This window comes from Pseudoxanthomonas sp. LjRoot125 (assembly GCF_964252705.1).
Taxonomy (GTDB): domain Bacteria; phylum Pseudomonadota; class Gammaproteobacteria; order Xanthomonadales; family Xanthomonadaceae; genus Pseudoxanthomonas_A.
The window spans coordinates 1,512,903-1,533,772 of the sequence record NZ_CAXUOY020000001.1 but is presented as its reverse complement, the minus strand read 5'-3'; the positions used below and the strand labels follow the sequence as shown (position 1 = coordinate 1,533,772).

Sequence of the window (20,870 nt, the reverse complement as noted above, 5' to 3'; positions counted from 1 at the left end):
CTCCCCCTGGACCGCGGGTTCCTCTCCCCCACGAGGCCTGCATGACCCTGATGCATTCCGACGTCGCGCCCGCGACGTCGCACCCTAGCTACCACCATCCCGACGACGAGCGCCTCGCGCTGTTGCGCTGCCTGCTGGCCGACCGTACGTGGACGCCCGACGCCCTCCAGCGCGCGCGCCTCCAGCAGGTACTGGCTGCGCTGCGCACCCCCGGCCTCGCACCCCTGGACGAAGGTCTGTGGACGGTGTTGGCGGACGAGACCGCGCGCTACCTGGATTTCCGCCGCCAGCGGAGCCTGGAGCGCCTGCTGCACTGACTGACCCCGGCCACGCCGCTGAGAACGGCAGGCCTTCCGCTTCCCCCTGCCGCTCCCCTGGGCGGCCTTTTTTTTTTGTCTGGCGGGGCCGGCCGGCGGTGTCGGAATGTCAAGCCTTGCCCCACCCCACCCCCGCCGTTACGCTGGCCCGACAGTACCCCGAGCCGGCATGTCTTCCCGTTTCGTCCACCTCCACCTGCACACCGAATTTTCGTTGGCGGATTCGATCATCCGCGTGCCCGAGAAGCCGGATCAGGCCGACCCGAAGAAAGCCAAGCAGGCGAACCTGCTGAGCCGCGCGGTGGAGTTGGGAATGCCCGCGCTCGCGGTGACCGACCGCAACAACCTGTTCGCGCTGGTGAAGTTCTACAAGGCGGCCGAAGGCGTGGGCCTGAAGCCCATCGCGGGCGCCGATCTGCTGGTCGCGGAAGGCAACGAAACCCCTTGGACGGTCACGCTGTTGTGCCGCGATCGCGAAGGCTATCTGTCGCTCTCGCGCCTGCTGACGCGCGCCTGGATGGAAGGCCACCGCACCGACGGCGTGGCCATCGACCCGGACTGGTTGCGCCAGGACCACGCGGGCCTGTTCGCGCTGATGGGTAGGCAGAGCCTGGCCGGCCGGATGGCGCTGGGTGGCCGCCACGACCTGGCCGAGCAGCACCTGGCCGACTGGCAGCGCAGCTTCGGCGAGGACCTGCACCTGGAGCTGACGCGTACCCAGCGCGATGGCGAAGAAGCGTTCAACGCGTTCGCCCTGCACGCGTCGGGCGTGCGCGGCCTGCCGGTGATCGCCAGCAACGACGTGCGCTTCCTGTCGCCGGACGATTTCGACGCGCACGAAGCACGTGTCTGCATCGCATCCGGTCGCGTGCTGGACGATCCGAAGCGCCCGCGCGACTACAGCCCCGAGCAGTACATGAAGTCGGCGGTGCAGATGGCCGAGCTGTTCGCCGACGTGCCGGATGCGATCGACAACACCATCGCGCTGGCGCAGCGTTGCAACATCGAGATGCGGCTGGGCACGTACTTCCTGCCTGCCTATCCGGTACCCGACGACGAGACGCTGGACAGCTGGATCCGCAGCCTGTCGCATGACGGCCTGAAGACGCGCCTGGAGAAGAACCCGCTCGCGCCCGGCCACACGCGCGAGGACTACGAGAAGCGGCTGGACTTCGAGCTCGACACCATCTGCAAGATGGGCTTCCCCGGCTACTTCCTGATCGTGGCCGACTTCATCCAGTGGGGAAAGAACCACGGCATCCCGATCGGGCCGGGCCGCGGCTCGGGTGCCGGTTCGCTGGTGGCGTGGGCGCTGCAGATCACCGATCTCGATCCGCTGCCCTACGGCCTGCTGTTCGAACGCTTCCTCAACCCGGAACGCGTGTCGATGCCCGACTTCGACATCGACTTCTGCATGGATCGCCGCGACGAGGTGATCGACTATGTCGCGCGCAAGTACGGACGCGACCGGGTCAGCCAGATCATCACGTACGGCACCATGGCCGCCAAGGCCGTGGTACGCGATGCGGGCCGCGTGCTGGGCTTCCCGTACGGCCTGGTCGACGGCGTCGCCAAGCTGATCCCGAACATCCTCGGCGTGACGCTGAAGGATGCGATGGGCGAAGGCAGCAGCGAGATGGCCTCGCAGGAGCTGATCGAACGCTACCGCGACGAGGACGACGTCCGCGACCTGATCGACCTGGCACGCCAGCTGGAAGATCTCACCCGCAACGCCGGCAAGCACGCCGGCGGCGTGGTGATCGCGCCCACGCCGCTCTCGGACTTCTGCCCGTTGTTCGCCGAACACGACGAAGGCGGCCGCGGCCGGAACCCGGTCACCCAGTTCGACAAGGACGACGTCGAAGCCGTCGGCCTGGTGAAGTTCGACTTCCTCGGCCTGCGCACGCTGACGATCATCGACTGGGCCGTGAAGGCGGTGAACGCGCGCCGCGCGCACCTCGGGGTGACGCCGGTCGACATCGCCACGATCCCGCTCGACGACGCAAGCGTGTATCGCGACGTGTTCGCCAACGGCAACACGGGCTCGGTGTTCCAGTTCGAATCCACCGGCATGCGGCGTGCGCTGAAGGAAGCCAAGCCCGACCGCTTCGAGGACCTGATCGCGCTGAACGCGCTGTACCGCCCCGGCCCGATGGACATGATTCCGTCGTTCGTCGAGCGCAAGCACGGCCGCGAAGAGTTCGATTATCCGGACCCGCGCACCAAGACCATGCTGGAAGAGACCTACGGCATCATGGTCTACCAGGAGCAGGTCATGCAGATGGCGCAGATCGTCGGCGGCTACTCGCTGGGCGGCGCCGACCTGCTGCGCCGCGCGATGGGCAAGAAAGTGCCGGCCGAAATGGCCAAGCAGCGCGAGATCTTCCGCGAAGGCGCCGCGCAGGGCGGCGTAGACGAGCGCAAGGCCGACGAAATCTTCGACCTGATGGAGAAGTTCGCCGGCTACGGCTTCAACAAGTCGCATGCCGCCGCGTACTCGCTGGTCGCCTACCAGACCGCGTGGCTCAAGAAGCACTATCCCGCCGAATTCATGGCCGCCACGCTGTCGTCGGACATGGACAAGACCGAGAAGGTGGTCGGCTTCCTCGACGAAGCACGCGGCCTGGGCCTCAATGTATTGCCACCGGACGTGAACCACTCGGACTTCATGTTCGTCGCCACCGATGCCAACACCGTGCGTTACGGCCTGGGCGCGGTGAAGGGCGTAGGCCAGGGCGTGTGCGAGAGCATCGTCGAGGCGCGCCGCGGCGGCGACGCCTTCCGTGACCTGCTGGACTTCTGCAAGCGCGTCGATTCGTCCAAGCTCAACAAGCGGGCGATGGAGGCGCTGATCAACGCCGGCGCACTGGATGCCCTCGGGCGGAACCGGGCGTCGCTGGCCCTGCAGCTGCCGGAAGTGCTGAAGGCCATCGACCAGATCAACAAGAACCGGAATGCGGGCATCGTCGACATGTTCGGCGCCAGCGCCGGCAGCGACGACATCCACGTCGAACTCCCGGTGACGGACGAATGGCCGCTCACCCAGAAATTGCATGGCGAGCGCGAGACGCTGGGGCACTATCTCAGCGGCCATCCGATGGACCCGTATCGCGATGACTTGCGCACGCTGGTGGGCAGCGACCTGAGCGAGCTGGACCGCATCTGGTCGAGCGGTTCCAGCGGCGAGAAGAAAGGCTGGCGTCCCGAGGTCAATGCGATCGTCGCCGGCCAGGTGGTCGGCGTGCGACGCAAGGGCGACAGCCAGGTGTTCGTGCAGCTGGAAGATGGGCGCGGCCGCATCGAATGCAGTGCGTTCTCCGATGCCTTGAACGAATTCGGCGCGCTGATGACACGCGACCGCGTACTGGTGATCAAGGGCGGCCTGCGCGAAGACGAATTCAGCGGCGGCTACAGCCTGCGCATTCGCCAGGTGTGGGATTACACCGCGCTGTGCCAACAGCACGCGCAACGCCTGCAGCTGCGCCTGGACCTGCGCGTGCCGGGCCTGTGGGAACGCGTGGATGCGCTGCTGTCGCGCCATCGCCCCGGCGGCACGCCGCTGCGCCTGGACCTGCTGATGGGCGCCGGCGGCAACACCATCGCCGGCATGCTCGACCTCAACGGCCAGAAGGCCGTACGCGTGGACGCGGAGCTGCTGGACGCCCTGCGTGCCATGCCCGGCGTGCGCACCGCCAAGCCCGCGTTCTACCGCCCCTGGGCCAACTGACGCGGGTCGTGAGGGGCGTCACGGCCCTACCCCCCCGTACGTGACCGCCGGACGGCTTCGGCTACACTTCCCCCCTTTCCGGCCCATGGCCCGCAGATGAATCCGAACTACCTCGATTTCGAACAGCCCATCGCCGATCTGGAAGCCAAGATCCAGGATCTGCGCGCCGCCAGCACTGGGCCGGCGGTGAATGTCGATGCCGAGGTGCACGCGCTGCAGGACAAGCTCCGCATCCGCACCGCGCAGATCTTCCGCGACCTGTCACCGTGGCAGGTGTCGCAGCTGGCACGCCACCCGGCGCGTCCCTACACGCTGGACTACATCAAGGTCTTCTGCGACGAGTTCCAGGAACTGGCCGGCGACCGCGCGTTTTCCGACGACGCCGCCATCGTCGGCGGCCTGGGCCGCATCGACGGCCGCAGCGTGGTCATCATCGGTCACCAGAAAGGCCGCGACACCAAGAGCAAGATCGCGCGCAACTTCGGCATGCCGCGCCCGGAGGGGTATCGCAAGGCGCTGCGCCTGATGAAGATGGCCGAGCGCTTCAAGCTGCCGCTGCTGACCTTCATCGACACGCCGGGCGCCTATCCGGGCGTCGGCGCGGAAGAGCGCGGCCAGTCCGAAGCCATCGCGCGCAACCTGATGGAGATGGCCGAGCTGAAGATCCCGATCATCTGCACGGTGATCGGCGAAGGCGGCAGCGGCGGCGCACTCGCGATCGGCGTCGGCGACCGCACGCTGATGCTCGAGTACGGCACCTACTCGGTGATTTCTCCGGAAGGCTGTGCCTCCATCCTGTGGAAGGATGCCGCCAAGGCCAAGGACGCCGCGGAGCAGCTGGGCCTGACCGCCAAGCGCCTGAGCGCGCTGGGCCTGGTCGACAAGGTCGTGCGCGAGCCCATCGGCGGCGCCCATCGCAACCCGCGCCAGATGGCCGTGCGCCTGAAGGCCGTGCTGCTCAACGAACTGGATGCGCTGGAGCAACTGCCCGTCGAGGAGCTGCTGGCCAAGCGCTACGCGCGCCTGCGTGGCTACGGGGCGTACGAAGCCGCCTGATCGGCCCTGTTGCACGGCCGCCGACGCGGCCTGACTGGCGGATCGGCCAAAGATCGCGGATGCTGCGCGGCACGTCCCGATCGGCCGCCCACCGCGCATGAGCCCCCTCATCCTGCTGTCCCTCGCCCTGCAGATCGCCTGTTGCGTGCACGTGGTCCGCACCGGGCGACCGCTCTACTGGGTCTTCATCCTGCTGGTGTTCTCCTTCATCGCGGTGATCGTGTACTTCATCGCCGAGATCCTGCCCGACCTGCGCCACAACCCGTCAGCGCGCCGCACCGTCCGCAACGTGCGCAACCGGATCGATCCGGATCGCGACCGGCGCGATGCCGCCAAGCTGCTGAAGGCATCGGACACACCGGACAACCGTCGCCGCCTGGCCGAGGAAAGCCTGCGCAGCGGCGACTACGCCCATGCCGTCGAGTTGTACGAGCAGGCGTTGAAGGGCCTCTATGCCACCGATCCGGACCTGATGCTCGGGCTGGCGAAGGCGCAGTTCGGCTTGGGCGATTCGCAGAAGGCGCGGGCCACGCTGGATGCATTGATCGCCGCAAATCCCGCCTTCCGTTCTGCCGACGGACATCTGTTGTATGCGCGCACGGTGGAAGACACCGGTGATGCGGCGGCGGCCATCCACGAGTACGAAGCGGTCGTGCAGGGCTACCCCGGCGAAGAGGCGCGGGCGCGCTTCGGCTTGCTGCTCAAGCGTGCCGGTGAGGGCAGCCGCGCGCGCGCCGTGTTCCAGGAAATCCTCGATCGTTCCGACGTCGCGCCGCGCTACTACCGACGCGAGCAACAGGACTGGATCGACGTGGCCAAGCGCGAACTCGCCGCGCTGGAACGCTGATCCTCCGACGGGTGGTTGATCGGAATCAATGCGGGCGGCACCGCCGCGCGGGATCATGCGGTCAACGGACGGCGCACCGTCCGCCCGAAGGGAGGACCGTCATGGACCTGCTCTCGTTGCCCTGGTGGCTGTTGCCCGCCGTACTGTTCACGTTGCCGGTCCTGGTCGCGCTGGGTGTCAACCGCTGGCGCTTCCACCGCACCGGCGTGAGCCAACACCTCGTGCTCGGGCTGTTCGTCAGCACCTGCTGGATCGCGGCGCTGATCCTCATCCTGCAGCAGGTGCGTTGAGCGCGGTCAGGCCGCCTCGCGACCGCTGGCCAAGGCATCCTTCTGCGTGCTGAGATCTTCTTCAGCGCGCAAATAGACCTGCAACACGGCTTCGCCGTGCGTCGCCGACGCGGCAGCGCCGACCAGCAGCACCAGCGCGTTGCGATGTGCCGCCTGACGCGCAGCGGCCCGCAACGCATCGATGCGCGCTTCGACATCGGCGCCCTTCAGCAGCACGACGAACTCTGCGCTATCGGTGACCCGGCTGACATGGTCGCCCGCCTCGTGACGGAGGCAGGCGTCGAACAGGGGTTCCAGCCCCTGCAGCGTCTTCTCGAGCGCGCGCTCGCCCAGGCGACGCCCCGCTTCGGCCATGCCCTGCACTTCGATGAGCACGACGCAATAGGTATCGGTGGGCGCAAGCGCCGCATCTTGGCCCTGCAGCGCGATCAATGCCAGGCCTTCGTGCTGCGCGCGATGCGCGTCCAGCAGCGTGGCCGTGATGCGCGCGAGCGCACGCAGCGAGGTCTTCTGCTGGTTGTTCAAGCGGCGCGGTTGGGTGTCGACCACGCACACGGTCCCGAGTGCCTCGCCGGTGCCGGCGACCAACGGCATGCCGGCGTAGAACCTGGCCTTCACGTCACCGGTGACGATGGGGAAGCTGGAAAAGCGCGTGTCCTCGACGAGGTCCTGGATCTCCAGCAGTTCCTCCGGCTGCCGGATCGCATGGTCGCAGACGGCGGTATCGCGCGTGGTTTCGTGCCCGTCCAATCCGATGCGCGCCTTGAACCACTGACGTTCGCGATCGATCAGCGACACCACCGCGATCGGCGTGCCGCAGACGGCGGCGGCCAGCGCAACGAGGTCGTCGTAGACCGTGCTGGGCAGCGTGTCGAGGGCGTGGTAGCGGTCGAGCGTGTGCCGGCGGGCGCGTTCGCTGTCGGCGGTCGGATTCACGGAGGCTCCTGTGGGACGGTCGGTGCGATGTTCGCGGCGTAACGGTTCAGATCCCGTCAACGCATCAGAAAACTCCAACGCCCATCACAGAGTTTCCCGTGCGGCACGCATCACCGCTAGCATGCGCGCATGGACGCTGCACCCACGTCACTGGACCTGTTGCCTGCCCCGACGGCGGGCCGCGTCTGGGTGGCCTTCAGTGGCGGACGGGATTCCACCGTGCTGTTGCACCGGCTCGCCGCCGATATCGCGATCCGCGCCCGCGGCTTGGGTGCGCTGCACGTCCATCACGGCCTGATGGACGAAGCCGACGCCTGGGCCGACCACTGCGCGCAGGTCTGCCGTACGCTCGATGTGCCGCTGCGCATTGCGCGCGTCCGGGTAGACCGGCAAGGCGAAGGTCCCGAGGCCGCCGCGCGTACGGCACGCCACGCCGCATTCGTCGAGGCGATGGCGGACGGCGACATCCTCGCCACCGCGCACCATCGCGACGACCAGGCCGAAACGTTCCTGCTCCGCGCCCTGCGTGCCTCCGGCCCGGACGGCCTGGCCGCCATGCGCCCATGGCGCACGTTCGGCCCCGGCTGGCTGTGGCGGCCGCTCCTGGAAACACCGCGCGGCGATCTGCAGGCGTACGCGCACGCGAACGGACTGGCGTGGATCGAGGACCCCAGCAACGCGCAAACCGACCTCGACCGCAACTTCCTCCGCCATGAGGTGCTGCCGCTGCTGGCGCGACGCTGGCCGCATGCGGCGGCGGCCTTTGCGCGCAGCGCAACCCTCAATGCGGAGAGCGCCGACCTGCTGGCCCGCCACGATGCCCGACTGCTCGCGCATGCGGCCACGGCAGACCCCGCCGCACTGCGCATCGATCCCCTACGCGCATCGGATCCGGCACAGCGTGCGCGCATCTTGCGGCGCTGGATCGACACCTTGTCGCTGCCGCCGTTGCCTGCCGAGGGGGTCGCGCAGATCGAAGCGCACCTGCTCGATGCCCGCGCGGATACGCAGGCATCGTTCGCCTGGCAGGACGCCGTCGTGCGGCGCTGGCGCGACCTGCTGCATGCGGAACGCCTGCGACCCATGTTGCCGGAAGACTGGCAGGCCGCCTGGGATGGCAGCGCACCGTGCACGTTGCCCGATGGCGGCCAACTGAGCCTGGAGGGCGGCAGCCCTGGCTTCGACGTACCGCTGACGCTCACGGCGCGCCAGGGCGGCGAACGCATCACGCTGCCCGGGCGCACGCACACGCATGCCTTGAAGGATGTACTGCAGTCGCTGGGCGTGCCGCCGTGGGAACGCCGCCAGCTTCCACTGCTGTGGCGGCAAGGCGCGCTGTGGGCCGCGGGCGACCTCGTGCTTTCAGCGGATGGCGATGCGTGGCTCCGTGCGCGGGGCGCCCGCCTCGCCTGGCAGCGTGGCTGACGCCCCGCGTTGACCTGGCCGGAGTCGATCCCCACACTTGTCGCATGGCCAAGAAGAACACCCCGGACGCCTCCCCCGTCGCCCACTTCGAGCAATCGCTGGACGAGTTGGAGAAGCTGGTCGACAAGATGGAACACGGCGACATGAGCCTGGAAGAATCGCTCGCCGCCTACGAGCGCGGCGTGGGCCTTTACCGGCAGTGCCAGACCGCGCTGGAGCAGGCCGAACTGCGGGTCAGGCTCCTCAGCGATCCGGAGCAGCCCGAGAGCGGCGAGCCCTTCGCCCCGGCGCCCGATGGCCGCTGACCCCCGCTTCGTCGCCTGGGCGGCGGGCCTGGAAGATCACCTCGACCGCGTGCTGCCCCCGGCCGATGCCGCGCCGCAGCGCCTGCACCAGGCGATGCGCCATGCTGTTCTCGAAGGCGGGAAGCGCATGCGCGCCCTGCTCGTCTACGCGAGCGGCACACTGATCGGCGCCGACGAAGCCGACCTGCACGCGCCCGCGGTGGCGGTGGAGCTGATCCACGCGTATTCGCTGGTCCACGACGACCTGCCGGCGATGGACGACGACGACCTGCGTCGTGGCAAGCCCACCGTCCATATCGCCTTCGACGAAGCCACCGCGATCCTGGCCGGCGACGCCCTGCAAACACGGGCGTTCGAAGTACTGGCCTCCGCTCCCGCCCCGGCCGCGCGCCGCGTGGACTGGCTGGCGACGCTCGCGCAGGCCTCGGGCGCGGCCGGCATGTGCGGCGGGCAGGCGCTGGACATCGACGCTACCGGCGCGGTGCAGGCACTCGATGCACTGGAACGCATGCACGCGCTGAAGACGGGGGCATTGATCCGCGCGTCCGTGCGGATGGGCGCGTTGGCCGGCACGGTCGGGCCCGACACACTGGCGCACCTGGACGCGTTCGCCACGGCGCTGGGCCTGGCCTTCCAGGTCCGCGACGACATCCTCGACATCGAGGCCAGCTCGGAACAGCTCGGCAAGACCGCCGGCAAGGACCAGGCACAGGCCAAGTCCACCTATCCCGCGTTGCTGGGCATGGATGGGGCGAAGGCGAAACTGGAAGAACTGGCCGCCACGATGCAGGCCGCGCTGGCGCCTTACGACGCGCGCGCCGATGCGTTGCGCGCGTTGGGTGAACTGACGGTGCGGCGCGCGCATTGAGCGACGCGGCGCGCGCATAGAAAAAGCCCGGCGATGCCGGGCTTTTTCATGGGCGATACGCGTGGCGCTTACTTGATCAGGCGCAGCGCGAACGGATAGCGGTAGGCCTCGCCGTTGTTCGCCTTCATGCCCGCGATGATGCACAGCACCAGGTTCGCGATGCCGATCAGCGGCATCAGCAGCAGGCCGATCAGGACGAACGCCAGGATCCACGAGATCACGAAGGCGATGAAGACGGTGATCTGGAAGTTCAACGCTTCGATGGCCTGGTCGTTCAACCAGCCCTTGTCCGTCTTGTCCTTGTTCACCAGCCAGATGATCAACGGCACGATGAAGCCAAAGAGGATGCCCGACAGGTGCGTCAGCAGGGCAATGGTGCGGTCTTCCTGCGGCGCGGCGCCCGAAGGCGGCGGCGGCGGTGCGGTGACGTTCTCGAATTCGCTCATGCAAGTTTCCCCGGAATGGATGCGGTGGTCGGGCCCCGTGGCTGCGCTACGGGTACCCCTCGGCAAGGATAACGGGAATCAGGGACGGTTTCGGTCAGGGTTTCCCCCAACCTGCGATCACTCGCCGGCCACCGTCATGCGACCGACCAGGACCGAACCGATGGCCACGTGCGAGCGGCGATCGACGTCAGTACCCACGGCCTCGATGCCGGCGAAGATGTCCTTGAGGTTGCCGGCGACGGTGACGCCGTCGACCGGATAGGCGATGGCGCCGTCTTCGATCCAAAAGCCCGCCGCACCGCGCGAGTAGTCGCCGGTCACGCCGTTCACGCCCTGCCCCATCAGCTCGGTGACCAGCAGGCCGGTCCGCATGTCCGCGAGCAGGTCGTCGAAGCCGCCCGCGTTCGCCTTCACCTGCAGGTTGTGCACACCGCCGGCGTTGCCGGTGGTCTGAAGGCCCAGCTTGCGCGCCGAATAGCTACCCAGCAGGTAGCGCTCCAGCACGCCGTCGCGAATGATGTGCGAACGCTTGGTCGCCACGCCTTCGGCGTCAAAGGCGGCCGAGCGCAATCCGTGCCGCAGCAACGGGAGCTCCTCGATGGCGAACCACGCCGGGAAGATCCGCTGGCCCACATGGTCCAGCAGGAAACTGGCACGTCGGTACAGCGCGCCACCCGACACCGCGCCCAGCAGGTGACCCACGAGCGAGCGAGCGACTTCGGCCGAGAACAGCACCGGATGCTGGCCGGTGGCCAGCGAGCGCGGCTGCAGGCGGGACAGCGTGCGCTCGGCGGCCTTGCGCCCGATCGCGTCCGGCGCCTCGAGCGCCAGGTGCGACAGCGCGGTGCTGTACCACCCGTCGCGCTGCATGGCATCGCCCTGACCGGCGATCAGCGCGCAACCGATGGTGTGCTGGGTCTCGCGTTCGCGGCCGATGAAGCCATGCGAGTTCGCGTACACGGACAGACTTTCGCCACTGCCGACCGAGGCGCCGTCCGAGTTGGCGATGCGCGCATCCACGTCGCGGCCCGCGGCCTCGCAAGCCAGGGCCAGGTCCACGGCCTGGTCCATGTCGAGCGCCCAGGGGTGCCACACGTCCAGGTCGGGGAATTCCCGCGCCATCAGCGCTGCGTCGGCCAGGCCGGCGGCTTCGTCGTCCTCGGTGAAGCGCGCAATCGCGCAGGCCTGCGCCACCGTCGCCTCCAGGCTCTCTTCACGCAGGTCGGCGGTACTGGCGCTGCCCTTGCGCTGGCCGAAGTAGACGGTCACGCCGATGCCGCGGTCGCGCGTGGATTCCACCGTCTCCACGTCGCCCAGCCGCACGTTGACGTTGAGCCCGGTCTCCTCGCTGCAGCTCACTTCCGCCTGGGTGGCGCCGGACGCCTTCGCGCGCGCCAGCAGGCGCTGTGACAGGGATTCCAGGCGTTCGAGCCTTGCGAGGCTGTCGTCGGCGGTGGTCGGGAGGGTGGCGTTCAATGCTTTATCCTTGTGTCCTGTGATCCGCGCCGAGGCGCCGGATCGGTACCCTGGTCAGGCTCCCGCGCGATGCGGGAGCGAAAGAGAGGCTTCACCATGCGCGGACGCGACCCCGAAACCGGCGAATTCCTTGGCCCGAGCCGCACCCAGCAGCGGGGCGAAGCCCTGGAGATCCGCAGCCTGGCCGAGAAGCTGGTGGCGCTGCCGGCCGCGCAATTGGCGCGCCTGCCGATTCCGGAAGAGCTGATGCCGCACATCGTGGAAACGCAGCGCATCACCTCGCACATCGCCCACAAACGCCAGCTTCAATTCCTCGCCAAACAGATGCGGCGCGAAGAGGACGACGTGCTGGAAGCGATCCGCGACGCGATGGACGAAGGCGGCGAAGCGGCGCGTCGCGAGACGGCCCTGCTGCATCGCGCCGAACAGTGGCGCGACCGCCTGCTGTCCGGTGGCGACGACGCGCTGGCGGAACTGCTGGGCGAGTTCCCCACGGCCGATCGTCAGAAGCTTCGCCAGTTGGTGCGCAACGCCACCGACGAGCGCGCCAAGAACAAACCGCCGCGTGCGTTCCGCGAACTGTTCCGCGAGATCAAGGACGCCCTCTCGGTCCCCGGTCACGACGACGAAGCGGGCGAGGAAGACTGAAGGCATCGCGTCGCGACGCGGCTTCACGCCTTCGTACCACCCACTGTCAGGCCTTCGATCAGCAGCGACGGTTGGCCTACGCCCACCGGCACGCTCTGCCCGTCCTTGCCGCACACGCCGACACCGGCGTCGAGCGCCAGGTCGTGGCCGACCATTTTCACCTTCTGCATGGTCTCCGGCCCGTTGCCAATCAACGTGGCGCCCTTCACCGGCGCGGTGATGCGGCCATCTTCGATCAGGTAGGCCTCGGTCGCCGAGAAGACGTACTTGCCGCTGGTGATGTCGACTTGGCCGCCACCGAAGTTGACCGCGTACAGGCCCTTCTTCACCGAACGGATCATGTCTTCCGGATCGTGTTGCCCGGCCAGCATGTAGGTATTGGTCATGCGCGGCATCGGCAGGTGCGCGAACGATTCACGGCGGCCGTTGCCGGTCGGCGCCACGCCCATCAGGCGCGCGTTGAGCGAGTCCTGCATGTAGCCCACCAGCACGCCGTCCTCGATCAGCGTGGTGCAGTTCGTCGGCGTTCCCTCGTCGTCGATGTTGAGCGAACCGCGGCGACCCGGCAGCGTGCCGTCGTCGACGATGGTGACGCCCGTCGACGCGACCTGCTCGCCGATGCGCCCGGCATACACGCTGGTGCCCTTGCGGTTGAAGTCGCCTTCCAGGCCGTGGCCGACGGCTTCGTGCAGCAGCACGCCGGGCCAGCCGCTGCCGAGCACCACCGGCATGATGCCGGCAGGCGCATCGATCGCTTCCAGGTTCACCAACGCCTGGCGCAGCGCTTCGCGCGCGAGGTCTTCGGGCTTGCCGTCGGCGAACAGTTCCGCATAGCCGTAGCGCCCGCCCATGCCGGCATAACCGGATTCACGGCGCCCGTTCTGCTCCACGATCACCTGCACGTTGAGGCGCACCAGCGGCCGCACGTCGGCGCCGAGCACACCATCGCTGCGCGCCACCAGCACCGTGTCGATGCCGCCCGCCAGGCTCACCGTCACCTGCTGCACGCGAGGATCCGCCGCGCGCACGAAACGGTCCACCGCGCGAAGTGCTTCGACCTTGGCCTCGTTGCCCATTCCGTCGATGGGATCTTCGCTGGTGTACAGCGCGCGACCTTCGCTGCGCACCAGCGTGCGCGGAGCATGCGCGGCACCGTCGCGTGCGATGGCACGTGCCGATTTCGCCGCGCCCAGCAAAGCTTGTGCGTTGATGTCGTCGGAATAGGCGAAGCCGGTCTTCTCACCGGAGATCGCGCGCACGCCGACGCCCTGTTCGATGGAGTGCGCACCGTCCTTGACGATGCCGTCCTCGACCGTCCAGCTCTCGCGGCGCGCGTGCTGGAAATAGAGGTCGCCGAAATCGACGCCGGGCCCCAGCAGGACACCGAACGCACGATCCAGGCTGGACGAAGCCAGGCCGGCAGGCAGGAGGAGACGGGATTCGGCGAGGGCGATCGGCAGGGTCATGGACATCACAATGGGGGTGGAGGACGGCGACGGCAAGGACAGCCGTGCGTCCGACCGGCTCAGGGGGCGCCGGCGGCGTCGTTGCGCTTGTCGTTCGCGACGCGCGACTGCTCACGGCCGACGACTTCGACCTTCGGCGATTTCCAGGGGCCGGTGACGCGGTAGGTCTTGGCGCCCATCTCGGCCAGCGGCTTCTTCAGCACCGCATTGGCCACCGCGCCCACCGCCGCGCCGATCGGGCCACCGGCGACGGCGCCCACGGCGGTCAGCACGTTGGCGGACTTGGGCTTCACGTCGACGATCTGGTCGAAACGTTCGCTGCGCAGATCGGTGTCGCCGCGGATCTGGATCTCGGCCGCGGGGCCGTCGATCACCAGGTTCTCGCTGCGCGCCAGCCCGCCGGCGATGCGGATGTCGCCATCGATGCGGTTGAACGCGAAGCCCTTGGAGAAGAAGTCGCTGAAATCGAGCATCAGGCGGCGGCGCACTTCCGCCACGCTCAGCAGGCCCAGCACGCGACCCGCACCGGGCTCCACTTCCAGCAGGTGGCCATCGCGCGCGGCGAGCTTCACGCTGCCCTCCAGCGAAGCCAGCCGGAATGCTGCCGGACTGCCCGGCCAGCCGGCCTGGGCGGTGATCTGGCCGTGGCCGCCGCCGACGCGGTCGCCCAGGCCCAGGTCATCGAGCAGCACGCCGAAGTTCTCGCTCTTCACCTCGGCGGTGAAACGGGTGCGCGCCGCCTCGCCCATGCCGGTCCACTGCCCGCTCACGTCGATGTGCTGACCAGGTGAGCGCAGCTGCAATTGGTCGATGTGCATGCCGTCGGCCTGCTGGCGCGTACGCAGCTTCGCTGCGCCGAGGCTCGCATCGCCGAAACGAAGATCTTCGATATCCAGCGACAACGGCGGAATCTCGGCCGGATTGATGTCGTCGGTCACGCCACGTGCGTTCGCGGCGGTGGCGCCCGTATCGGCGGCAGGTGCTTTGCGCCAGTGCACGCGGGCCAGCTTGCCGGCGATCGCCGCGCCCTTCGCATCGGGCACGAGCAGCGCCCCGGACAGCGCGTCGCCATCCAGCGACACGGCCAGCGCCTGCTGCGCGGGCGCCAGTTGCAATCGCGTATCGGGGAACACGGAACCGATCATCAGCAGGCGTTCGGCGGTGATGTCGATATGCCGCAGCGGCAGCGAATCGCCTTCGCCACCGCCCTTGGCCAGCGCCACCCATTCCATCGCATCCAGCGTACCGGCGCGGCCGGTGGCGATCAGCCCCGACGCGGGCGCGGCGTCCTTCACTTCATCGCTGCCCAGCACGACGCGCACGCCGGTCTGTCCGTTGCTGGCGCGGGCGCGCAGTGCGAGCAGCTCGCCGAACGCCACATCGATCTGCCCGCTGCCCATCGGCAAGGGCGCGCGCACCGTCGTCTGCAGCGGCGCGGTCGCCGCCTTGCGCAACGGCGCCGGCAGGCTCATCGCCGTGCCGACAAGGTCGGAGGTGAGGTTGAGCTGCGTGGGCGCTTCAGGCTTCCCGGTCGGCGTGCGCGGAATGTTCACGCCCACCGTCCACGAAGAACGCCCGTCCATGTACGGCTTGAGCCAGGCCACTTCGGGTGCGCGGTCAAGCAGTCGGTCGGCATCCACGACGGCGGTCAGGTCGGCTTCGAACGCCTGGTTGCGATCACGCGTGCCGCTGCCCGCGCGCAGGCCGAGCACGCCTGCCTGCCCGTCGTGCATCACCTGCAGCGGGCCGGACGCGAATCCGCCATCGTCGTACTTCGCCTTGCCGCGGACATTGTCGAATACCAGGTCCCAGCGTTTCTCCGCCAGTTGCGCGCCCTTCAGCTCCACGGTGCCGGCGAGCTTCTTGCGCGCCTGTTCGTCGGCATGCAGCGGCTGCAGCAGGTCGAAGGTCGCCGCCACCGGGCCCTTCGCCTGCAGATGATCGAGCGTATCGCCGTAGGTCTTGTGCAGCGGACTCTGCCGCAGCATCGCGAGCAGCTTGCCTGCGTCGGTATCGGTGCGCGCGGCGATCTTCAGGTCGCCCGCACCGAAATCGGCGATGCCGGCCTCGAACGCGGGAACCACGACGTCCGCCAGTGCACCACGGCCCTTCAACTGGAAGCCGTTGCCGATGAAGGCGATGTCGCCATGCACCTGCTCCAGCTGCGGCCAGTCGTGCTGGAACTTGAACTGCCCGCCCTCGATATGCGCCACCGCTTCGAACCGGCCGTTCTGATGGGTGAACGGCCAGTCGTCCAGGTCGCCGGTCACGATCGCGCGTCCATCGCGGACCGTGCCGCCGACCAACGCGCCGTTCAACCAGTCCACGGCCGCCTTGGGCATCTTGTGATGGATCCAGAACCCTTTCGCCACCGGCACCGGCGCGTCGGCGAGATCGGCGGCCAGGTCGATCCACGGTCGCGTGCCATCGCCCTGGAACCACATCCCGCCACGCACGTCGGCGGCGTAGTCCTTGCCCTGCACCTGCAAGGCAGGCGTCCCCACGCGCCAGCCCTGGCCTTCGCGCCACCCCACCACCTCGCCCTGCAGCCTGACGTCGTGCACGACGGCGAAGCCGCTCGGCCAATCGAAGCGCATGCGCGAGGCCGGGTCCAGCTTCAGCCGGAAACCGGCCGCGTCGCCGTCGAAGTCACCCGCCAGTCCGCTGAGCCCCGGCGCATCGCCGACGGCCGCGAAGGAAATGTCGCGCAGGGTGCCTTCACCATGCATCGTGCCATCGCGGCGACCCGACAACGCGAGCCGTGCGAGCCGTGCGCCCGGCTTCGCCCGGACCAACCAGCGGCGCAGGCCCGGATCGACCTTGTCGCTCAGGCCCAGCACCGCGAACAACGGCGCGGCATCCACTTCATCGGCCAGCAACGCGTATTGCGCACCGCCGGCCAGCACCAGGCCATCCAGCGTCTGTACTGCCGGTGCACTGCCCGCGCGCAAGTGCGGTGCATCGAGGCGCCAACCGCCCTGGACAAGCCGCCAACGCATGCGGCCTTCCAGCTGATCGAACGCGACGCGTGTCGGCGCAGCGGATGCCGGCAGCGGTTCGCCGCGCAGACCCACCTGGCGCAATTGCGCGTCGGCGGTCACCAGCACCACGCGATGGCGCCGCAATTCCGTCCACGCGCGCACGCGGCCGTTGCCGCGTTCGGCCACCACGCCGGCGTAGCGCAGCAAGGGAGCCCAGGCGCCAATGTCGTCGGCCACGACGTCGAGATACGCGCGGCCATCGCCGGCCTTGCGGTCGAAATCCACCGCGACGTTGATCGGCGCCGCATCTTTGCGGATCCAGGCGCGGGTCCCGGCACGCACGCGATCACCCTGCACGCGCAGCCGGAGATCGACGTCGGGCACCTGGATGTCCCAGCCCAGCGATGGCGCCACGATGGCGAGCCGACCGTCGATCACCTGCAATTCGCCCAGCCCTTCCAGGCTCTGCAACGGATCGTCGCTGGCCTGCTGCTGGCCCGGCAGGCCGCGCACCGACCATTTGCCGTCATCGCCGCGCTGCAGCGTCAACGCCAGGCCACGCAGCCGCAACTCGGTGAACGAACGCCCCGGCAGCAGTCCGCCGTACATCGATACCAGCACTTCGGCCTGGCCGATGCGCACGCCGGCATCGCCTTCGCCCAGGCGCAGGCCATCGAGCTGCAGCAATGGGCCGCGCCGCGTCCACTGCGTCTTGACCGCATCGAAGGCCACCGGGCGGCCAGCGCGCTCGCTGAGCCACGCTGCGATGCGATCCGGGTGGCGCTCGGCCAGCGGCAACACCTGGCTGGCGATGCCGAGCACCACGGCCATGCACACGAGCACGACCGCGATGCCGTAAACGGCACCCCGGCGGGCCAGACGCAGGCGGCGGCGCAGCGGCGTGGGCATCAGCGGCGCGCCCCGCTCCGTGTGTCAGAGCAGCACGACATCGAACTGCTCCTGCAGATACTGCTCGTCCGCCTGGAAGCGGATCGACTTGCCAAGGAATTCCTCCAGCTCGGCGACCGCAGCGGATTCCTCGTCGGTGATCCGCGCCACCACTTTCGGTGACGCGATCACCAGCAAGCGCGCCGCCTCGAACTGGCGCACCGCGCGGGTGATCTCGCGGAAGATTTCGTAGGTGACCGTCTCGGCAGTCTTGATGCTGCCGCGACCGCTGCACTCCGGGCACGGTTCGGACAGCTGGCGTGCCAGGCTTTCCACCGTGCGCTTGCGCGTCATCTCCACCAGGCCCAGCGGCGAGAACTCGTACACCGTGGTTTTGGCATGGTCCTTCGCCAGCGACTTCTCCAGCGTGCGCAGCACCTGGCGGCGATGCTCCGGATCAGTCATGTCGATGAAGTCGATGATGATGATGCCGCCCAGGTTGCGCAGTCGCAGCTGGCGAGCGACCGCCTGGGCGGCCTCCAGGTTGGTGCGGTAGACGGTTTCTTCGAGGTTGCGTTGGCCGAGGAACGAACCGGTGTTCACGTCGACCGTCGTCATCGCCTCGGTCTGGTCGATCACCAGGTAGCCGCCGGACTTCAGCGGCACCTGCTTGTCCAGCGCGCGGCCGATCTCGTCCTCGACCCCGTACAGATCGAAGATGGGGCGCTCACCTGCATAGAGTTCGATGCGCTCCGCCAGCACCGGCATGTACTTGGCGACGAAGGCCTGCAGCCGCTCGTGGGTTTCCTTCGAATCGACCTTCACCTTCTCCACGTCCTTGCGGATCAGGTCGCGCACGGCGCGCAGCGGCAGGCTGAGGTCTTCGTACAGGACACTGCACGAGGGCGATTCGCGGCCGCGGCGTTCGACCACGTTCCAGACGCGCGACAGATAGGCGATGTCCTCGGCCAGCGCCTCGGCCGGCTGGCCTTCGGCATTGGTGCGGATGATGTAGCCGTGGCCGCCGTGCAGGCCGGCGAGTTCGGTGACGACCTGCTTGAGGCGATGGCGCTCGGCTTCGTCCTCGATGCGCGCGGATACCCCGATCACCTTCGACTGCGGCAGCAGCACCAGGTAACGCGACGGGATGCTGATCTGCGTGGTCAGGCGCGCGCCCTTGCTGCCGATCGGGTCCTTCACCACCTGCACGACGATGTCCTGACCGTCGCGCAGCAGATCCATGATCGGCGCCGGCGGCGGCGCGGGCATCGGTGCCTCTTCGCCTTCGACGACGGCGCCCGGCGAAGACCGCACGATGTCGTTCGCGTGCAGGAACGCCGCGCGTTCCAGGCCCACTTCGACGAATGCGGCCTGCATGCCCGGCATCACCCGCTGCACCTTGCCCTTGTAGATATTGCCCACCACCCCGCGACGCCAGCCGCGCTCGATGTGCAGTTCCTGCAGCATGCCGTTTTCGATCACCGCGACGCGGGTCTCGCGCGGGGTGACGTTGACCAGGATTTCTTCCGACATCGGGGTCCTTCCCTCAGGCTGTGGCGTGGGCGGCAGTGGCCGGCGACGGGTGGATGCCGAATTCGCGCAACAGCTTCGCGGTCTCATGCAGGGGCAGGCCCATCACCGCCGAGTAGCTGCCGGCCAGGCGGGTGACGAACTGCTCGGCGCGCCCCTGGATACCATAGGCGCCGGCCTTGCCCATCGCTTCGCCGCTGGCGACGTACGCCGCGATCTCGGCATCGTCGAGCTCGGCGAAGCTGACCTCGGTGACCACCAGGGCCTGCGCTTCGCGGCCGGCGCTGACCACCGATACCGCCGAGACAGCCTGGTGGGTGCGGCCGGAGAGCCGGCGCAGCATGGCGGCAGCCTCGGCTTCGTCGGCAGGCTTGCCGAACACCTCGTCGCCCAGGATGACCTCGGTGTCCGCCCCCAGCACGACCGCGCCGGGCGTGGCCACGACCTTCAGCAGGCCGGCACCGGACTTCTCACGGGCGACGCGGCGTACGTAGTCGGTGGCCGGTTCGCCGGGCTGGCGGTGTTCGGGGATGTCGAGATCGATCCGCCCGAACACGAAGCCCAGGCGGGTCAGCAGTTCGGCGCGGCGGGGGGATTGGGAGGCCAGGTAGAGCATCGAAGAAGAATAACCCGCGGCACCTGACTGAATGGGTCCTGATGCGGGGCCGACATGCCTAACCCTGCCGTAGATCACGACCCGTTCATGTCATCGTGAACACCCTTGCGCGTCGACGACGACCGGGTGCTCCATCACCCGAATCACGAAAAGGAGATCCCATGCGTCTGCCCCTGATCCGCCCGCTGCTGCTCGCCCTCACCCTGTCCCTGGGAACCACTGCCGCCATGACCAGCCACGCCCAGACCGCCCCCGCCTACGCGATCCCATCCGACGGCACCCTGCTCAACGTGTCCGCTCAGGCCGAGGCCTCGCGCGTGCCGGACATCGCGACGATCTCCGCGGGCGTCGTCACCCAGGCCGTGGACGGCAATACCGCCATGCGCCAGAACAGCGAGCAGATGGCGAAGGTGGTCGCGGCCATCAAGGCCGCCGGCATCGCCGACAAGGACGTGCAGACCAGCGGGATCAGCCTCAATCCGCAGTACCGCTACGCCGAGAACGAGGCCCCGAAGATCACCGGCTACCAGGCCAACAACACGGTCAGCGTGAAGGTCCGCGACATCGCCAAGCTGGGCAAGGTGCTGGATGCGCTGGCCGGCGTGGGCGCCAACCAGATCAACGGCCCGAGCTTCGAGATCGACAACCCGGAACCGGTCTACGACGAAGCCCGCCTGGCCGCGCTGAAGAAGGCCCAGGGCCGTGCCGAGACCTATGCGAAATCGCTGGGCCTGAAAGTGCGCCGGATCGTCAGCATCTCCGAGGGCAACGGCGGTTTCCGCCCGGTCCCGATGATGGCGATGGCCAAGATGGAAGCCCGCGACGCCAGCGGCGCGCCGCCGGTCTCGCCGGGCGAAACCACCGTCTCGGTCAATCTGGACGTGGTGTTCGAACTGGGCAGGTAAGCCCGGTCACGCAACAACCCAGACGGCGCCCTCCGGGGCGCCGTTTTCGTTGGGGCGGGTCCCCCGGCCTACGCCCAAGGTCGAAGCCCTCCCCTCTTGCAGCCAACGTGCGGCGGAGTACAGTCTGGGCTTGCGGCGCGGGG

17 protein-coding genes are annotated in these 20,870 nt (G+C 68.5%); 10 read left to right on the top strand and 7 right to left on the bottom strand.

Translation table 11 applies throughout. The features are described from left to right. Positions 1-41: 41 nt before the first annotated feature. The 5 genes from ACSION_RS07010 to ACSION_RS06990 all read left to right on the top strand — a co-directional run bounded on the left by ACSION_RS07010 (position 42) and on the right by ACSION_RS06990 (position 6,237). A complete protein-coding gene (locus tag ACSION_RS07010; protein ID WP_435305421.1) occupies positions 42-317 on the top strand; it encodes a hypothetical protein in 276 nt (91 codons plus the stop codon). A gap of 169 nt (positions 318-486) precedes the next feature. Further along, positions 487-4,044: a DNA polymerase III subunit alpha gene (gene dnaE, locus ACSION_RS07005; protein ID WP_435305420.1), complete on the top strand. Its 3,558-nt coding sequence runs from the start codon at positions 487-489 to the stop codon at positions 4,042-4,044. Between the two features lie 96 nt (positions 4,045-4,140). Beyond that, positions 4,141-5,100: an acetyl-CoA carboxylase carboxyltransferase subunit alpha gene (locus ACSION_RS07000; protein ID WP_435305419.1), complete on the top strand. Its 960-nt coding sequence runs from the start codon at positions 4,141-4,143 to the stop codon at positions 5,098-5,100. Positions 5,101-5,197: 97 nt separating this feature from the next. Continuing rightward, positions 5,198-5,947, top strand: coding sequence for a tetratricopeptide repeat protein (locus tag ACSION_RS06995; RefSeq protein WP_435305418.1), 750 nt, complete (start codon positions 5,198-5,200; stop codon positions 5,945-5,947). Between the two features lie 101 nt (positions 5,948-6,048). Continuing rightward, positions 6,049-6,237 carry a hypothetical protein gene (locus tag ACSION_RS06990; RefSeq protein ID WP_435305417.1) on the top strand — a complete coding sequence of 63 codons (189 nt, stop codon included), beginning with the start codon at positions 6,049-6,051 and terminating at the stop codon, positions 6,235-6,237. A 6-nt stretch (positions 6,238-6,243) separates the two neighbouring features. Here ACSION_RS06990 and ACSION_RS06985 read toward each other — a convergent pair whose 3' ends face one another. Beyond that, positions 6,244-7,173, bottom strand: a complete 930-nt coding sequence (locus tag ACSION_RS06985) for a GAF domain-containing protein (RefSeq protein WP_435305416.1) — start codon at positions 7,171-7,173, stop codon at positions 6,244-6,246. 129 nt (positions 7,174-7,302) lie between these two features. Between ACSION_RS06985 and tilS the strand changes: the two genes are divergently transcribed. The 3 genes from tilS to ACSION_RS06970 are packed head-to-tail and all read left to right on the top strand — an operon-like array spanning position 7,303 to position 9,771. Beyond that, positions 7,303-8,598, top strand: a complete 1,296-nt coding sequence (gene tilS, locus ACSION_RS06980; RefSeq protein ID WP_435305415.1) for a tRNA lysidine(34) synthetase TilS — start codon at positions 7,303-7,305, stop codon at positions 8,596-8,598. Positions 8,599-8,642: 44 nt separating this feature from the next. Further along, on the top strand, positions 8,643-8,903 hold the full coding sequence (locus ACSION_RS06975) for an exodeoxyribonuclease VII small subunit (RefSeq protein WP_435305414.1): 261 nt from the start codon (positions 8,643-8,645) through the stop codon (positions 8,901-8,903). Beyond that, the gene (locus ACSION_RS06970; protein ID WP_435305413.1) at positions 8,893-9,771 is read left to right on the top strand and encodes a polyprenyl synthetase family protein; all 879 of its coding nucleotides are present in this window, start codon (positions 8,893-8,895) and stop codon (positions 9,769-9,771) included. The genes ACSION_RS06975 and ACSION_RS06970 overlap by 11 nt, the downstream gene beginning before the upstream one ends. A 68-nt stretch (positions 9,772-9,839) precedes the next feature. On the opposite strand, the gene ACSION_RS06965 is transcribed toward ACSION_RS06970, so the two are convergent. Further along, entirely contained in the window at positions 9,840-10,217 is a 378-nt protein-coding gene (locus ACSION_RS06965; RefSeq protein ID WP_435305412.1) for a DUF4870 domain-containing protein, read from the bottom strand. A 117-nt stretch (positions 10,218-10,334) separates the two neighbouring features. After that, positions 10,335-11,693, bottom strand: a complete 1,359-nt coding sequence (gene pmbA, locus ACSION_RS06960; protein ID WP_435305411.1) for a metalloprotease PmbA — start codon at positions 11,691-11,693, stop codon at positions 10,335-10,337. Between the two features lie 96 nt (positions 11,694-11,789). On the opposite strand from pmbA, the gene yjgA reads away from it, so the two are divergent. Next, positions 11,790-12,341: a ribosome biogenesis factor YjgA gene (yjgA, locus tag ACSION_RS06955; protein ID WP_093490431.1), complete on the top strand. Its 552-nt coding sequence runs from the start codon at positions 11,790-11,792 to the stop codon at positions 12,339-12,341. 23 nt (positions 12,342-12,364) lie between these two features. On the opposite strand, the gene tldD is transcribed toward yjgA, so the two are convergent. Genes tldD through ACSION_RS06935 form a run of 4 tightly spaced genes read right to left on the bottom strand, consistent with a single transcriptional unit; the run spans position 12,365 to position 19,822 of the window. Further along, positions 12,365-13,807 carry a metalloprotease TldD gene (tldD, locus tag ACSION_RS06950; RefSeq protein WP_435305410.1) on the bottom strand — a complete coding sequence of 481 codons (1,443 nt, stop codon included), beginning with the start codon at positions 13,805-13,807 and terminating at the stop codon, positions 12,365-12,367. A gap of 59 nt (positions 13,808-13,866) precedes the next feature. Then, positions 13,867-17,697, bottom strand: coding sequence for a YhdP family protein (locus ACSION_RS06945; RefSeq protein WP_435305409.1), 3,831 nt, complete (start codon positions 17,695-17,697; stop codon positions 13,867-13,869). A 24-nt stretch (positions 17,698-17,721) separates the two neighbouring features. Beyond that, positions 17,722-19,209, bottom strand: coding sequence for a ribonuclease G (gene rng / locus ACSION_RS06940; protein ID WP_093490429.1), 1,488 nt, complete (start codon positions 19,207-19,209; stop codon positions 17,722-17,724). 13 nt (positions 19,210-19,222) lie between these two features. Then, entirely contained in the window at positions 19,223-19,822 is a 600-nt protein-coding gene (locus ACSION_RS06935; RefSeq protein ID WP_435305408.1) for a Maf family protein, read from the bottom strand. A 161-nt stretch (positions 19,823-19,983) separates the two neighbouring features. Between ACSION_RS06935 and ACSION_RS06930 the strand changes: the two genes are divergently transcribed. Further along, positions 19,984-20,727, top strand: a complete 744-nt coding sequence (locus ACSION_RS06930) for an SIMPL domain-containing protein (RefSeq protein WP_435305407.1) — start codon at positions 19,984-19,986, stop codon at positions 20,725-20,727. Positions 20,728-20,870 lie beyond the last annotated feature (143 nt).

Excerpts from the sequence above, each read along its gene's own strand:
- ACSION_RS06990 (WP_435305417.1), top strand. The coding sequence starts at position 6,049 with ATGGACCTGCTCTCGTTGCCCTGGTGGCTGTTGCCCGCCGTACTGTTC.
- tldD (WP_435305410.1), bottom strand. The coding sequence starts at position 13,807 with ATGACCCTGCCGATCGCCCTCGCCGAATCCCGTCTCCTCCTGCCTGCC.
- ACSION_RS06935 (WP_435305408.1), bottom strand. The coding sequence starts at position 19,822 with ATGCTCTACCTGGCCTCCCAATCCCCCCGCCGCGCCGAACTGCTGACC.
- ACSION_RS06970 (WP_435305413.1), top strand. The coding sequence starts at position 8,893 with ATGGCCGCTGACCCCCGCTTCGTCGCCTGGGCGGCGGGCCTGGAAGAT.
- ACSION_RS06995 (WP_435305418.1), top strand. The coding sequence starts at position 5,198 with ATGAGCCCCCTCATCCTGCTGTCCCTCGCCCTGCAGATCGCCTGTTGC.
- yjgA (WP_093490431.1), top strand. The coding sequence starts at position 11,790 with ATGCGCGGACGCGACCCCGAAACCGGCGAATTCCTTGGCCCGAGCCGC.
- ACSION_RS06975 (WP_435305414.1), top strand. The coding sequence starts at position 8,643 with ATGGCCAAGAAGAACACCCCGGACGCCTCCCCCGTCGCCCACTTCGAG.
- ACSION_RS06965 (WP_435305412.1), bottom strand. The coding sequence starts at position 10,217 with ATGAGCGAATTCGAGAACGTCACCGCACCGCCGCCGCCGCCTTCGGGC.
- ACSION_RS06945 (WP_435305409.1), bottom strand. The coding sequence starts at position 17,697 with ATGCCCACGCCGCTGCGCCGCCGCCTGCGTCTGGCCCGCCGGGGTGCC.
- dnaE (WP_435305420.1), top strand. The coding sequence starts at position 487 with ATGTCTTCCCGTTTCGTCCACCTCCACCTGCACACCGAATTTTCGTTG.
- ACSION_RS06930 (WP_435305407.1), top strand. The coding sequence starts at position 19,984 with ATGCGTCTGCCCCTGATCCGCCCGCTGCTGCTCGCCCTCACCCTGTCC.
- ACSION_RS07010 (WP_435305421.1), top strand. The coding sequence starts at position 42 with ATGACCCTGATGCATTCCGACGTCGCGCCCGCGACGTCGCACCCTAGC.
- ACSION_RS07000 (WP_435305419.1), top strand. The coding sequence starts at position 4,141 with ATGAATCCGAACTACCTCGATTTCGAACAGCCCATCGCCGATCTGGAA.
- rng (WP_093490429.1), bottom strand. The coding sequence starts at position 19,209 with ATGTCGGAAGAAATCCTGGTCAACGTCACCCCGCGCGAGACCCGCGTC.
- tilS (WP_435305415.1), top strand. The coding sequence starts at position 7,303 with ATGGACGCTGCACCCACGTCACTGGACCTGTTGCCTGCCCCGACGGCG.